Annotated in this window: 13 protein-coding genes and 1 pseudogene; 4 read left to right on the top strand and 10 right to left on the bottom strand. The window is 58.0% G+C overall.

Annotation, left to right across the window (positions count from 1 at the left end):
• Nucleotides 1-11: 11 nt before the first annotated feature.
• Nucleotides 12-845: an urease accessory protein UreD gene (locus tag CGLAMM_RS08755; protein ID WP_418115608.1), complete on the bottom strand. Its 834-nt coding sequence runs from the start codon at nt 843-845 to the stop codon at nt 12-14.
• Between the two features lie 291 nt (nt 846-1136).
• Here CGLAMM_RS08755 and CGLAMM_RS08750 point away from each other — a divergent pair, with 291 nt between their 5' ends.
• A complete protein-coding gene (locus CGLAMM_RS08750; protein WP_394818553.1) occupies nt 1137-1634 on the top strand; it encodes a low molecular weight protein-tyrosine-phosphatase in 498 nt (165 codons plus the stop codon).
• Between the two features lie 5 nt (nt 1635-1639).
• Nucleotides 1640-2464 (top strand): fructosamine kinase family protein, encoded by an 825-nt coding sequence (locus CGLAMM_RS08745; protein WP_418115607.1) that lies wholly within the window; start codon nt 1640-1642, stop codon nt 2462-2464.
• 19 nt (nt 2465-2483) lie between these two features.
• On the opposite strand, the gene CGLAMM_RS08740 is transcribed toward CGLAMM_RS08745, so the two are convergent.
• The 3 genes from CGLAMM_RS08740 to CGLAMM_RS08730 all read right to left on the bottom strand — a co-directional run bounded on the left by CGLAMM_RS08740 (nt 2484) and on the right by CGLAMM_RS08730 (nt 4562).
• Nucleotides 2484-4106 carry a dihydroxyacetone kinase subunit DhaK gene (locus CGLAMM_RS08740; RefSeq protein ID WP_394818555.1) on the bottom strand — a complete coding sequence of 541 codons (1623 nt, stop codon included), beginning with the start codon at nt 4104-4106 and terminating at the stop codon, nt 2484-2486.
• A 73-nt stretch (nt 4107-4179) separates the two neighbouring features.
• Nucleotides 4180-4320 (bottom strand): hypothetical protein, encoded by a 141-nt coding sequence (locus CGLAMM_RS08735; RefSeq protein WP_394818556.1) that lies wholly within the window; start codon nt 4318-4320, stop codon nt 4180-4182.
• Nucleotides 4317-4562: a hypothetical protein gene (locus CGLAMM_RS08730; RefSeq protein ID WP_394818557.1), complete on the bottom strand. Its 246-nt coding sequence runs from the start codon at nt 4560-4562 to the stop codon at nt 4317-4319. The genes CGLAMM_RS08735 and CGLAMM_RS08730 overlap by 4 nt, the downstream gene beginning before the upstream one ends.
• A 580-nt stretch (nt 4563-5142) precedes the next feature.
• On the opposite strand from CGLAMM_RS08730, the gene CGLAMM_RS08725 reads away from it, so the two are divergent.
• Nucleotides 5143-6582 carry an amino acid permease gene (locus CGLAMM_RS08725; RefSeq protein ID WP_394818558.1) on the top strand — a complete coding sequence of 480 codons (1440 nt, stop codon included), beginning with the start codon at nt 5143-5145 and terminating at the stop codon, nt 6580-6582.
• Nucleotides 6583-6621: 39 nt separating this feature from the next.
• Nucleotides 6622-6789 (top strand): hypothetical protein, encoded by a 168-nt coding sequence (locus CGLAMM_RS08720; protein WP_394818559.1) that lies wholly within the window; start codon nt 6622-6624, stop codon nt 6787-6789.
• Between the two features lie 29 nt (nt 6790-6818).
• Here CGLAMM_RS08720 and CGLAMM_RS08715 read toward each other — a convergent pair whose 3' ends face one another.
• The 6 genes and pseudogenes from CGLAMM_RS08715 to pstB form a co-directional block, all read right to left on the bottom strand.
• Complete coding sequence (locus CGLAMM_RS08715; RefSeq protein ID WP_394818560.1) at nt 6819-8063, bottom strand: dicarboxylate/amino acid:cation symporter; 1245 nt, start codon at nt 8061-8063, stop codon at nt 6819-6821.
• 92 nt (nt 8064-8155) lie between these two features.
• Nucleotides 8156-9111 (bottom strand): annotated as a pseudogene (gene pstS / locus CGLAMM_RS08710) (phosphate ABC transporter substrate-binding protein PstS).
• 157 nt (nt 9112-9268) lie between these two features.
• Nucleotides 9269-10456: an ATP-binding protein gene (locus tag CGLAMM_RS08705; RefSeq protein ID WP_394818561.1), complete on the bottom strand. Its 1188-nt coding sequence runs from the start codon at nt 10454-10456 to the stop codon at nt 9269-9271.
• Nucleotides 10457-10465: 9 nt separating this feature from the next.
• Nucleotides 10466-11179, bottom strand: a complete 714-nt coding sequence (locus tag CGLAMM_RS08700) for a response regulator (protein ID WP_394818562.1) — start codon at nt 11177-11179, stop codon at nt 10466-10468.
• Nucleotides 11163-11873: a phosphate signaling complex protein PhoU gene (gene phoU, locus CGLAMM_RS08695; protein WP_394818563.1), complete on the bottom strand. Its 711-nt coding sequence runs from the start codon at nt 11871-11873 to the stop codon at nt 11163-11165. Before phoU ends, CGLAMM_RS08700 begins: the two co-directional genes overlap by 17 nt.
• 23 nt (nt 11874-11896) lie before the next feature.
• Nucleotides 11897-12703, bottom strand: a complete 807-nt coding sequence (gene pstB, locus CGLAMM_RS08690; protein ID WP_394818564.1) for a phosphate ABC transporter ATP-binding protein PstB — start codon at nt 12701-12703, stop codon at nt 11897-11899.
• Nucleotides 12704-12709: the final 6 nt, after the last annotated feature.

Raw genomic sequence — 12709 nt, 5'->3', positions numbered from 1 at the left:
AACTTCCTTTGCTAATAACGCCAGGATGGCGGCATGTCGGCCCCGCGCCGCACCACCTTCAAGGCCGCTTCCCCCGCTTTAAGAGCATGATCCAGATGGCGGGCCAGAAGCCGAATAACCATCACGCCATTCCAGGCGGACGCCGCCATATGAACATGATTCACGCCACGAATTGCGGTCCTGACTTCATCAAGACAAATGGTCGCCTCATCAGAAACATGGAGGATAGATTGCTGGACATGCGCCCCATCGCCAATGGCCGCCCGATCAAGCACCGCATCGCTGATGGCGTCCGATATAACGGCGTCAATAAAAAGGGGCGCACCATCCCGGTAGACGCACATTCGCTCCTTCAATCGCAGGCGTTGCACGCGCTCCCCGGCATAAGATCGCCCGAAAACGCGCGTCTCCACGCTTGTGAAACGCGCATCGGCAGTCAGATGAACTTCAAAGTTCCGCGTGACATAAGCGTCATTATAGTAAAGCGTCTCACGCGGCAGCCATTCCAGTTGGGCACCTGCACCCACGTGACATATTGTCGTGACTTGAGAAGGTGCCTCGCCATCACGCACGCGCTGGTAGCGCTCCGCCCCTTGTGTCGAGAGGATGAGATGGGTGCGCGCGGGGCACGAGAACAGGCTTTCAAGGCGATCTGACGCGGCAATGCCGCCAGAGACATTGACAAGGATGCATTCCAGCGCCGAATGCGGCGAATGGGGGAAAAAGGTTTTCAGGCAACCGCTTTGGCGTAACTGATCAAGGCGCGTCCTCACCCCGTCCTTTTTTACGGACATTCTCAGCGCCCCCTCAGCGCGTTGCAGCTTAAGGGCGGGGGGCTGGATCATCGCCTTTTCGGATAGGGCTTGCAAAGCTTTTCTGGCTCCGGAGCAATATTCCCGGTCAGGTTACATGGTTGTTTGGCTTTTGCAACGAGTTGCAATGGCTGATTTTGATCACATTATGTGAGAGGATGATCTGACATGCGGATAGAAGCCGCGGAGATTATGGGCGTTTCACCAAATGGCCTCGCATCGGCGGGCGCAAATAGCCGTGTTACGCGGCTTTATCTCGTCACCGCACGATGACATGCTCCCGTCGCCCCATCGGCAAACGCCATCAATATGCAAGGATGATTCATGCGCCCTTCCTTTCTCTTCATCTGCACGGGGAATATTTGCCGTTCACCCATGGCCGAGGCCGCGATGCGGAAGGAAGCCTCGCAACGTGGCCTGTCCATCGACATCGCCTCCGCAGGGATTGATGGGTGGCATGTTGGTGACCCACCGGATGAGCGCGCGCAGCATGTTGCCGCGGCGGCGGGTCTGGAAATCGGGCATTACCGCGCCAAGCGGCTGGAAGATGAAGATTTTGAGCGATACACCCATATTCTGGCCCTTGATAACGGACATTTGTGCGCGTTGAGACGTCGCGCCCCGCCGGCCGCGCGGGATAAAATTCATCTCCTGATGGATTTTCAACCTGGGCAGAAAAATGTGAGCGTCGAAGACCCTTATTACAAAGACATGGCCGCGTTTGAAAAAGCCTGGGCGCAAATTACGTCTGCCTGCGCAGCCCTTGCCCGGTCCTGCCTCGATCGGGGTGAGAATGACGCCGAAACAGCACCCCGCTCATGACTCCGATGAAAACGACGCTGGCGGCGGTTCTCGCCCCACGGAAAATTGTCCGCATAGCGGAGATGCAGGGGGGTGACACGTCTTCCGTTTGGCATGTCACGCTTGATGGGGATGAGGCACTTATCGCCAAATCGAGCCCAGCGCCTGACGCTGAGGCCCGCATGTTGCAGGCTCTCTCAGCCTGTGGCGCGCCGGTTCCGGACGTGCTCCATGTGACTGATCACCTGCTGATCATCTCTTATATCCCGAACGTCTCCGCGTCAGAGGCGGGGTGGCGGGGTTTCGGCACCGCCCTTCGGAAGATGCATGATGTGGCGCAGGACGCGCCTTATGGTTGGTCTGATGATTATGCAATCGGGCGCGTGACCTTGCCGAAAGCACAATCTCACGATTGGGCCGCTTTCTGGATGCGGGAAAGACTTTGCCCCCTCGCAAACGCCCTGCCCCCGCATTTGCAGAGGCAGTTTCAAGGAATGGCGGCCTTGATGGAACGGCACCTGCCAAGCCACCCGAAACCCGCCCTCTTGCATGGTGATTTATGGTTGGGCAATGTCCTCTTCTCGGATCACGGTGTGAGCGCGTTGATTGACCCGGCCTGCATGATTGGCGATGCCCATGCGGAGTTTGCCGTACTGACGCTGTTTTCCACGCCACCTCAAGCCTTCTGGGACGCTTATCAAATTGATGTGACGTCATTACAGCCGAAATTCACCATCTACCAATTATGGCCCGCTTTGATGCATCATCGACTTTTTGGCAACTCTTATCTGGGGCTCGTCTCGAATTTGCTTGACCGGATCGCCGATCATTTCAATCCTGCGTGTGAATAGGGCGCCCGCGGGGCGTTGCTCAGCCCGTCGCAGCCATTGCGGCCAAGAATCGCGCAACGGCCTCAGCGCCGGGGTCGACGATATTATCAAGATGTGCGGCGGGGACATACGCCGCGCGCCCCGCGCCCGCCTTCATTTTGACCGTATCGTCTGCCCCTTTCCGTGCTGCCTCCGCCACTTCAGGCAGGGAGCCCCCCTGGTCGAGGCAGGTGATCGCGGGCCAGAGGGCGTCGAGCATCGTGCGATCCCCTCTCTGAGCCCCACCATAGCGCGTCATGGCTTCCAGACCGCGCTTCAGCCCCTGCACCGGATTTTTCGCCTGCCCGGCTGTCGTCAGCATAATGGAGAGCAGAGCGCCGCTTGACCCACCACTATGGCGTGCCAGCAACCGCCCCAAAGTCGCGCACAGCGCGTCGGGACAGGCAAAAGGCAATTTCGGGAAAGCATCGCTGATAATCTGCGCCGCATCCGCGAAAGTCGAGCCTGCATCGCCATCGCCGAGTTTTGCGTCAAGCGCATTCAGATCCTGTCGGGCGTTGATCAGGGCATCCAGACCAGTCCGCAAGTGGGCTTCCAGCGCGGCATGGCGTGATGCGGGCGATGTGAAACTTTCCGTCAATTCGGGTGCGGGCAGGGTTGCTACGGGTGAAAATGGGGCCATGCCGGGCCAGAAAGAAGGTTCCACCGGCGCGCGGAGCGCGGCCACAAACGCCTCTTCCGCCGGGAGGAGCGACAGGGAAAACCCGACCATATCCAGAGATGTCATGAGCGGGGCCGGGCCGATCACCCATTTTGTCCTTTTCGCCAGCGCAGTTTTAGTGAAGCTTGCAGCGATCGCACAGGCCTCCAGAGGCGGCACCGCGCCCAGCGTATTGACCATGACGATGAGATTGCCGGAGGTCATCGCGGTTTCGAGCCGTGCCACCACCTGGTGCATCAGTTGGTCAAGCGACGCGAGGGGGATCTTTTCCGCGCCGGGCTCCCCATGAACGCCGAGGCCCAGTTCCGCCTCGTGGGGGCCGAGGCGATCCTGATGATTCCCGTCATAAACATTGCAGTCGGTTAAAGCGAGGCCCAGGGAACGCACCTTACGGGAAGCATCCTCCGCGTGACGCGTCACCTCATCCAGCGCGGCCCCCCTCTCTGCGTGATAACCGGCAATTTTATGGATGAGGATCGTGCCCGCGATCCCCCTGGCACGTGCATTTTCACCCAGCGCAATATCATCCCCGACGATGATAAGTGCGATTTTATAGCCGAGCGCACGCGCCTGCTCCGCCGCGATACCGAAATTAAGACGGTCGCCTGTGTAATTTTTGACGATGAGGAGGCAGCCAGCCGGGCCGGTCACGGCGATGATGGCGGAGAGGATGGCATCTATTCCCGGTGAGGCGAAAACCGCGCCACAGACGGCGGCTGTCAACATACCGCGCCCCACGAAACCCGCATGGGCAGGCTCGTGACCCGACCCGCCGCCGGAAATCACAGCGACACGGTCCGGCGGCACATGTTTTTGAAGCACAACATTGATGCCGGCACCCGCATCGAGCCGCGCCAGATGCGCGCCCTGGGATGATGTGAGAAGCCCGTCAATGGCTTCGGAAACGAGTTTATCCTGCGCGTTGAGGAAGCGTTTGAGCATGACCTGTCTCCGATCCTATGCGGAGACGATGTCCTACATGCGCGCGGGTGGCAAATCACAATGTCAGGACGTGTTAATGCGCCATTTCCGCCATATGGCTGTAGCCGACATCATCCTGCGCCTGCCTGAATAACAGGACTTTCTGGGCAAGACTTATCATGATGACAGTGAGCAGGATAATCATGACGGCCAGCATGAGGCGCCGAACCGTCATAGAGAAGAATGTTCCGAGCGGGAGCCGAATTTCTGATCCTCTCGCGACGTCCGAGGCGCGCTCCTGTCAGAAAGCGAGGGGTCGGCCTCATTATTCGCGCAGCACGTTGCCGTCCCACTTTTGCCGGATTCGGGTTGTCCGCGTTCCGCCCGGATCATATCCACGAGGCGCGTTAAACTGACGGCCTCAGCCTGTGCCGTGCTCGTCGCGCGCTCCAGCATGGCGACGAGCGCGTAAGTCATTTTCTTTTCCTGCTGAAGACGCCTCATGTTTCGACCGACGCTCGCAGTCACGGCGATGGTGGCGACCAAGAGCATCGCGAGTAAGGATTCGAAGATAATTTGAAACGTTAACATCGAATTTCTTGCTCATGCTGTGGCAAGGACACCCCTCGACCGTCCGAAGACCGATGATGTCGCGCCGTCATTTAAAATCGGGAAGTTTACATTCCCATTCGGTCAACGCGGAGGATACGCTAGATGATGCGATCATAAATTTAAGAAACCGTTTAATTTACGAAAACTTTTCGTTTAGTTGTCGTAAACGCGGTTTCTTCACCGGAAGTTCATGCTCTCCGGGATAATTTGTTGAGTGGAAAGCCGCAATCACCTTAAATGCTGAAATAGGCCGCCCGGGCCAACAAAATTCAGGCGGGTGTGTGCCCTGACCGACCCGGATGCGTCACGCGTCGCCCCTTTCTGACGGTGCCCGACGCCGTCGCCTCAAGCGTTTTGACGGGGACCGCTCTATTGGCAAGGCGCCCGGTTTTCATTACGATTGCGATTTGTGTTAAGTGGCAATCCGCAAAGAGGGGAAAGAATTTTGACTCAGAATAACGCGGCGGATACCCCTCTCATCGACCCGGCCAATGAAGGTTACCACAGGGATCTCGGTCGTCGACAGATGCAGATGATCGCGATCGGTGGCGCGATTGGCACCGGGCTTTTTCTCGGTGCCGGGGCGCGCCTGCAGCAAATCGGCCCTTCCCTCGCGATTGATTACCTTATTTGCGGGTTTTTCTCCTTCCTCATCCTGCGGGCCCTGGGTGAGCTGATTATGTATCGCCCCACCGCCGGGAGTTACGTCTCTTATGCGCGTGAATTTTACGGTGAGCGCGCGGCTTATATCGCCGGATGGATGACCTTCCTTTACTGGACCATGGTGGGCATCGTCGATATTACCGCTGTCGCTGTCTATATGCATTTCTGGCCGGTCTTCGGTGACGTGCCGCAATGGGTCTTCGCGTTGATCGCGCTCTCTTTCATCGGGCTCGTCAATCTGATCAGCGTCCGTTATTTCGGGGAATTTGAATTCTGGTTCTCCATCATCAAAGTGGTGGCGCTCGTCTTTTTCCTGATCATCGGGATCTGGGTTTGCGGGTGGCATATCCCCGTCGATGGACGTCGCCCGGGCTTCTGGATGATCTCAGCTAATGGCGGCCTCTTTCCCCATGGCATTATGCCGTCGCTCCTCCTGCTTCAGGGCATTATCTTTGCTTACTCCGCCATTGAGCTTGTCGGGGTCGCGGCCGGAGAGTGCCATAACCCGCGTGAGATTATCCGCGGGGTGGTGCGGTCGATCTTCCTGCGCGTGACCGTGTTTTATGTTGGCTCCGTCATACTCCTCGTTTGCGTGATGCCGTGGTGGGCCTACCGCGCTGATCAAAGCCCCTTTGTGACGTTTCTGGACGCGCTGCATATTCCGGGCATTGAGAACGTGATGAATGTCGTCGTCATCACCGCCGCGCTTTCAAGCTTCAATTCCGGCCTGTATTCGACAGGGCGCATGTTGCGCGCCATGGCCTTCGGCGGCTCCGCCCCCCATGCCCTCAAGAAGATGAACCGCTTTTCCGTCCCTTATGTGGCGATCCTGACGACGGTCAGCGTCTATCTGATCGGGGTGGCGCTGAACTATCTGATACCATCCTCCGTGTTTGAAATTGCCCTTAATCTTTCAGCGCTCGGCATTCTGGCAAGCTGGAGCTGCATTATTCTCTGCCATATGCGGATGCGCACCCGCATCCGGGAAGGCCTCATCCCGGAGCAGAATTTCAAAATGCCGTGGTATCCCTTCTCCTCCTGGCTGACCCTGGCTTTTTTTGCGCTCGTTATCGTCATGATGGCGTTCGACTACCCCAGCGGCACGATCACCATCGCCTTCATCCCCGTCATCACGATCGCCCTCATCTTGGGGTGGAAAATGCGGGGGCGTTATGTGGATGAGAGCGTGGAAGAGTCCGCACGCATTCATCCAGTTGGATAGGCGGCACCTCGCTTCAGCGAAGCATCGTGCGCCGGGGGGATGGAGAAATCCGCTCCCCGGCGCGATATTTATGGCGGCTACGATGCTGGACGCGTCGCGCGGCGGTATCGCGTCCGCATCTCCATCGCGGGAACGGGGCGCGCGATCACTGAAGGCGGCCTCGAACTCATGCGATGGCACAGCGCGGCACCCGCGAAAACATTATAATCGGAAGACCGGACCCTGAAAGGAAGAAGTCAGGTCTTCGATAATTTCGCCATGGGCTTAAGTTGATTTTCCCACTTCGCCACCAGGGCCGCAGAAAGGGAATTGCCGATAACATTGGTTGAAGACCGCCCCATATCCAGAAACGTATCGACACCGAGGATCAGCACGACGCCCTCCGCCGGCAGGTCAAATTGCGTCAGCGTTGCCGCAATCACCACGAGCGATGCGCGCGGCACACCGGCAACGCCCTTACTCGTCAGCATCAGGGTCAACAACATCGCGATCTGCGTGCTCCACGCCAGGGGAATATCATAGACCTGCGCAATATAGATGCTCGCGAAAGAGCAGTACATCATCGTCCCGACGAGATTGAAGGAATAGCCGAGCGGGAGCACGAAAGATGAGATCTTCCGGTCGACGCCAAATTCAGCGAGACGTTCCAGGATAAGCGGGTACGCGGCTTCAGAGGTGCTGGTTGAGAAAGCGACAAGGAAGGGCTCACGCAGCAGGTCAACCAGTTTGAAAGCCGATTTGCCGAGAAAAATCAGAGAAACACCGACGAGCGAAAGCCACAGCACGAAGAGCGCCAGATAGAACTCGCCCATAAACTTGCCATAACTGACGATAATCGAAAGACCATTGACGCCAATCGTCGCCGTCAAAGCGCAGAAAACAGCGATTGGCGCCATCAGCATGATGAAGTTCGTCATTTTGAGAATGATGTAGGAGAAGCTCTCCACCCATTCGAGGACAAGTTTCGACTTCTCAGGCAAGGCCGCAGCAGCGCAACCGAAAATGATAGAGAAGACGACGATCTGGAGGATCTCATTATCGCTCATCGCACGGAAGATGGAATCCGGGACGAGATGATTGACAAAGTCGAGGAGGTTGAGGCCACTTGTCGAAATGCCGGATGCGGATGACATGGAGATGCGGTGCATACCGCCACCCGGCTCAAAGAAATTGACGAGCAACATGCCCAATGTCAGCGAGAAGAGTGACGAACATATAAACCAGAGCAATGCCTTGCCGCCGACACGCCCCACACTGGCCGCGTCAGTCATGCGCCCGATTCCGACCGTCAGGGTGGAAAAGACCAATGGCGCGATAATCATTTTAATCAGGCGGAGGAAGATTGTAGAGCCGATGGAAACATAATTGGAGATTTGCTGCTGCATGGCCGCGGAAGCACAAAGGGCATGGATGGCACCCCCCGCCGCGATCCCGGCAATCATGGCGATGATGATGGCCCACAACATCCAATTTTGCTTCATACGATACCCTCGATTTTTAAATGTTCAGGGCTCTATTAACCGGACTCGCCTGTAACGCCAAATCCCGTGACGCCATGAAGGCCGTCACGGGTTCATCTCCGCGCTGGGTCCGGCCATTCAGCGAGGATTCTGGATTTGACACTCTGCGGCAGAGGGACATAATCGAGTCCACGTGCTTCGGCATCGCCCTCCATCAGGCCCGCGGCGAAAAAACGCCGTACAGCTTCCTTGACATGGTCGCGCGGGACGAGGACGTAGGTGGCGCTCATAATCGGCCATCCATTCGCCCCCCCGTATCGAGCAGGTCAACGACATTCCCCTTCGCGCGCTGCCACGGCGCCGCGCGCGCTGCGGCCTCGAAGCTGGCCATATCCGGCTTGATAAAAGCGCCCGTTCGATTGGCGAGCGCGACCACCGGCAAATGATTCTGCTTTGCGTAGGCATATTCGACATAACCAATGCCGCCATCCGTCTGCCGCACACCCGCCGCCACACCGTCATTCCCCCTTGCCCCTGCGCCGCCCGGCCACGCGACGGAAGCCCCGGCGCCAATCCCGCGCTTCCAGGCTGGAGAAACTTTGGAGAGATAGGCGGTGAAAACGAAAGAAGTGCCGGAGGCATCCGCACGATGCAGGGGCGCGACAGATGTTTCCGGCAGGTTCACGCCCGGGTTCAGCCGTTTGATCCGCGGGTCATCCCAATCGAGAATCGAGCCGTCAAATATGCCGGCCAAGGTGGGCCCATCAAGACGCAGGCGGGAAACATCCACGCCCGGCAGGTGCGCAATAATGACGATCGCGCCCATAACGCTGGGGAATTGGTAAAGGTGGCCCGCTGCCAGACTTGCCGGCTCCAACGGTTTATCCGTTGCACCAAAATCGACGGTTCGGGCGAGGATCTGGTTGACACCGGCGCCCGAGCCCACGCTCTGGTAATTGACGAAGATATGGTGCGAGGCTTTGACGGCCTCACCCCATGCCCCATAGATTGGGGCCGCGAAGCTGGACCCAGCCCCCGTGATCTCATCCGCCGAAGCTGCCTGCGCCATCAGGCAAAAGGCCCATCCCGTGAAAAGAATAGTCCATCGTTTGAGGCGCATATTCAGTAGCCTTTTCTGAGCGGCGTCGTTCTTCACTTTTCATCTCTCACATCGGACATTGTTTTTTGCGCGATTCACCCGGGCCTGACAAGCATCGGAATGATGTTCACGCATGATCCATGGGGGGCGTGGTTTCGGCGTCATGGTTTGTCACGGCACCGGGAAGCCACACCTCGCAACGAAACCCCTCCCCCGCCGCGCTGCTGATTTTCAACCGGCCCGCGTGCCGATCGACAATTTGCTTGACGATGGCCAGGCCAAGCCCGGACCCGCCAATATTCTCACTGGCGACGCGATAAAATTGTTCGGTCAATCGGGGAAGGTGCTGCGCGGCGACACCTGGCCCATCATCCGATACGCTGAAAATAATGCCGGACGTGGCTTCACGACGCACCGACACCTCAATTTGACAATGCGGCCCGGCATGTTTCACGGCGTTTTCGACCAGGTTGAGAAGCATCTGAACCAACTGATCCGCATCACCGGGGAAAATGGCTGCGGACACCGCCTCCGGCATCATCACCTGACCGGCATATTGTCGGCTAAGTCCGGCAATTTCCTCCTTCATACGTGGCCAGAGCCTGTCGAGATGCAATTCCGTCTCCGGCCGCCAATGGGCGAGTCGTTGCGCGCGGGAAAGATGCAGAAGCCGGTCAATCAGCCGGCCCATCCGCGCTGCCTGGCGCGACATGATCGCGAGGAATTCCTTCTGCGCCGCCGGGTCATCAGCAGCCTGCCCCTCGATTGTTTCCAATATCGCGGAAATGGAAGCGAGTGGCGTGCGCAGCTCATGGCTGGCATAGGCGACGAAATCCGCCTGCTTGCGCTGCGAGGTGGCGGCCTCTGTATAATCGTCCAGCACGACAATCATGAAATCTTCCCGCCTGCGTGCCTTGCGTGTCTCAGTCTCCCCCCATCTGTTCAAACGAATTTGGAGGACACGCTGCACCGGCACGTCAACTTCCAACTGTGTGGAGACCGGGTTGCCGGATCGCGCCGCGCTGACGGCCGCCTGCAAAGCGGGATGTCGCAGGACCGCGCCCAGCGCGTCCCCGAACATCGCGACCGCACGATGATTGGTGACGACAGAACGCCCCGCTCGATCGAGAACAATCAACGGGACTGGCACAAATTCCGCAAATGAGAAGCGCGATTCATCCGTGTCCGTCGGGCGCGACGATAAATCGGGGCGTGACGGCGTGACGAGCCGCCGCCCCCTCTCCCTGTCGCGCAAGATCCGCCAGAAAAGGATAAGGATGACCCCTATCATGACGAGCCATATGATCGTCAGCATGGAAAGCCGTCAGGCCTGATCGTCAAGCGCGTAGCCTGCCGACCGGACTGTCCTGATGTAATCAATGCCGTCATGGGCTTTCATCGCCAGCCTCAAGCGCCTGATATGCACGTCGATCGTCCGCAATTCGACGAAGATATTTTCATTCCAGACACGTTTTAAAAGTGTTTCCCGCGAAAAGACCTCCCGCGGGTGACGCATGAAGAATTCGAGAAGACGAAATTCGGTCGGGCCGAGATTCAGAGGATGCGGCCCGCGTGAGGCGCGGCGCGTCTGCGAATTGAGTGTGAGATCCTGAAAACGCAATACTTCATTGCGTGACGGGGTCGCGCGGCGCAGAAGGGCGCGCAGATGGGCTTCCAGCGCTTCTACGCTATAAGGTTTGGTCAGAAACGCATCGGCGCCGCTATCCAGTCCCTCAATACTGTCCTCCTCCGCCGATCGCGCCGTCATCAGGAGAACGGGAAGGGTGCGCAGGGCCTCGGTCAGGCGGATCCGGCGACAGAGATCGGGCCCCGACAGGCCGGGTAACATCCAGTCGAGAATGATCGCGTCCGGCGGCGCATCCTGAAGGCGCGCCCAAGCCGCCTCCCCCATCGTGAACGCCTCGACCCGATAGCCCATTTTGCTCAGATTATAGCGCAGCATGGTCTGGAGGGCGGAATCATCCTCGACAAGAAAAATAAGGGGCGCCACGGACGTCACATCACTGGTCGATCGCATCCGCGGCCGAGCTCTTCCCTCTCGGGCGCACGGGTGGGAGGTTTTCACCCTTTACCGCGTAAAAGACGCGCTCGGCGATATTGGTGGTGTGATCACCGATCCGCTCCAGATTTTTGGCGATAAAGAGAAGATGGATGCAGGGCCCAATATTGCGCGGGTCTTCCATCATATAAGTCACCAGTTCCCGGAACAGAGCCGTGTAATATTCATCGACCTCGCAATCCGCCTCCCAGACTTCCTGGGCGCGTTCCGGGTCCTGCAATGTCATGGCATCGGCGCCGCGACGGAGATTTTCCTGCACCATCCGTCCCATATTACGCAGACCGGAGAGGGAGAGACTATCGGTCAGGTCCACCCGCGTGCTGCGTCGGGCAATGGAGGCGGCGTAATCACCGATACGTTCGAGGTCACTGCTGATTTTGAGCGCCGACACGATTTCCCGTAAGTCGCCCGCCATGGGGCTGCGGAGGGCGAGAAGGCGGATCGCAAGCCCTTCAATATCCCGTTCAAGCTGATCAACCATCGGATCATGGTCGATCGCCTCCTGCGCTGCGGTGACGTTATGGTCGAGGACCGCTGAAACGGCCTGAGAAACCTGGTTTTCAACAATGCCGCACATGCGGGCCATCATGCCGCGCAGATGGTCAAGCTCATGCTCAAAACTTTTAACGGTGTGTACGCCATCCATACCCATCTCGACACCTCATGAAAACCGTATCAGCCAAATCGTCCTGTAATATAATCCTGCGTCTGTTTCTGGCGGGGGTTGGTGAACATCTTGTCGGCGTCTCCCACTTCCACCAGCGCCCCCATATAGAAGAAGGCCACCTGGTCCGCACAGCGCGCCGCCTGCTGCATGTTATGCGTCACGATCGCGATAGTGAAATCCTCCTTCAGCTCGTCCAGTAGCTCCTCAATCCGCGCTGTTGAAATCGGGTCAAGCGCAGAGGTTGGCTCATCCAGCAGCAGGACTTCCGGCCGCGTGGCGATGCTGCGGGCGATACAGAGGCGTTGCTGCTGCCCGCCGGAAAGCCCCGTCGCCCCGTCTTTCAGGCGGTCGCGGACTTCCTTCCACAGTGCCACACGCGTGAGGGCATCCTCAACGCGCATATCCATTTCAGAGCGGGATAATTTCTCATGAAGTCGCACGCCGAAGGCGATATTTTCATAGATCGACATGGGGAAAGGTGTTGGCTTCTGAAAAACCATGCCGATCCGCGCCCGCAACACATTCACGTCAAGTGACGGGTCAAGGATGTTGACCCCGTCAAATGTCACCTGCCCTTCGGCGCGCTGGCCGGGGTAAAGATCATACATCCGGTTGAAAACCCGCAGCAATGTGGATTTGCCGCAGCCGGAAGGCCCGATCATGGCCGTGACACGCTGTTTCAGAAAGTCCAGATTGATCTTTTTAAGTGCCTGGTGATGTCCGTAATAAAAACTGAGGTCCCGGACGGCGATGGCGGCATCCGCCTTGATGCGCGCCGCGTCCCGCTCTTTCAGTGCTTCAGAAGCCTGACTCATGCAATC

Origin of the sequence: Sorlinia euscelidii, assembly GCF_036452135.1 — a bacterium.
In the GTDB taxonomy this organism is placed as follows: domain Bacteria; phylum Pseudomonadota; class Alphaproteobacteria; order Acetobacterales; family Acetobacteraceae; genus Sorlinia; species Sorlinia euscelidii.
The sequence above is the reverse complement of the archived record's forward strand: the minus strand, read 5'-3'. Positions and strand labels throughout refer to the sequence as shown.

Excerpts from the sequence above, each read along its gene's own strand:
- CGLAMM_RS08745 (WP_418115607.1), top strand. The coding sequence starts at position 1,640 with ATGAAAACGACGCTGGCGGCGGTTCTCGCCCCACGGAAAATTGTCCGC.
- CGLAMM_RS08755 (WP_418115608.1), bottom strand. The coding sequence starts at position 845 with ATGATCCAGCCCCCCGCCCTTAAGCTGCAACGCGCTGAGGGGGCGCTG.
- CGLAMM_RS08720 (WP_394818559.1), top strand. The coding sequence starts at position 6,622 with ATGGAGAAATCCGCTCCCCGGCGCGATATTTATGGCGGCTACGATGCT.
- CGLAMM_RS08715 (WP_394818560.1), bottom strand. The coding sequence starts at position 8,063 with ATGAAGCAAAATTGGATGTTGTGGGCCATCATCATCGCCATGATTGCC.
- CGLAMM_RS08735 (WP_394818556.1), bottom strand. The coding sequence starts at position 4,320 with ATGACGGTTCGGCGCCTCATGCTGGCCGTCATGATTATCCTGCTCACT.
- pstB (WP_394818564.1), bottom strand. The coding sequence starts at position 12,703 with ATGAGTCAGGCTTCTGAAGCACTGAAAGAGCGGGACGCGGCGCGCATC.
- CGLAMM_RS08750 (WP_394818553.1), top strand. The coding sequence starts at position 1,137 with ATGCGCCCTTCCTTTCTCTTCATCTGCACGGGGAATATTTGCCGTTCA.
- CGLAMM_RS08700 (WP_394818562.1), bottom strand. The coding sequence starts at position 11,179 with ATGCGATCGACCAGTGATGTGACGTCCGTGGCGCCCCTTATTTTTCTT.
- CGLAMM_RS08740 (WP_394818555.1), bottom strand. The coding sequence starts at position 4,106 with ATGCTCAAACGCTTCCTCAACGCGCAGGATAAACTCGTTTCCGAAGCC.
- CGLAMM_RS08730 (WP_394818557.1), bottom strand. The coding sequence starts at position 4,562 with ATGACTTACGCGCTCGTCGCCATGCTGGAGCGCGCGACGAGCACGGCA.
- CGLAMM_RS08705 (WP_394818561.1), bottom strand. The coding sequence starts at position 10,456 with ATGCTGACGATCATATGGCTCGTCATGATAGGGGTCATCCTTATCCTT.
- phoU (WP_394818563.1), bottom strand. The coding sequence starts at position 11,873 with ATGGGTATGGATGGCGTACACACCGTTAAAAGTTTTGAGCATGAGCTT.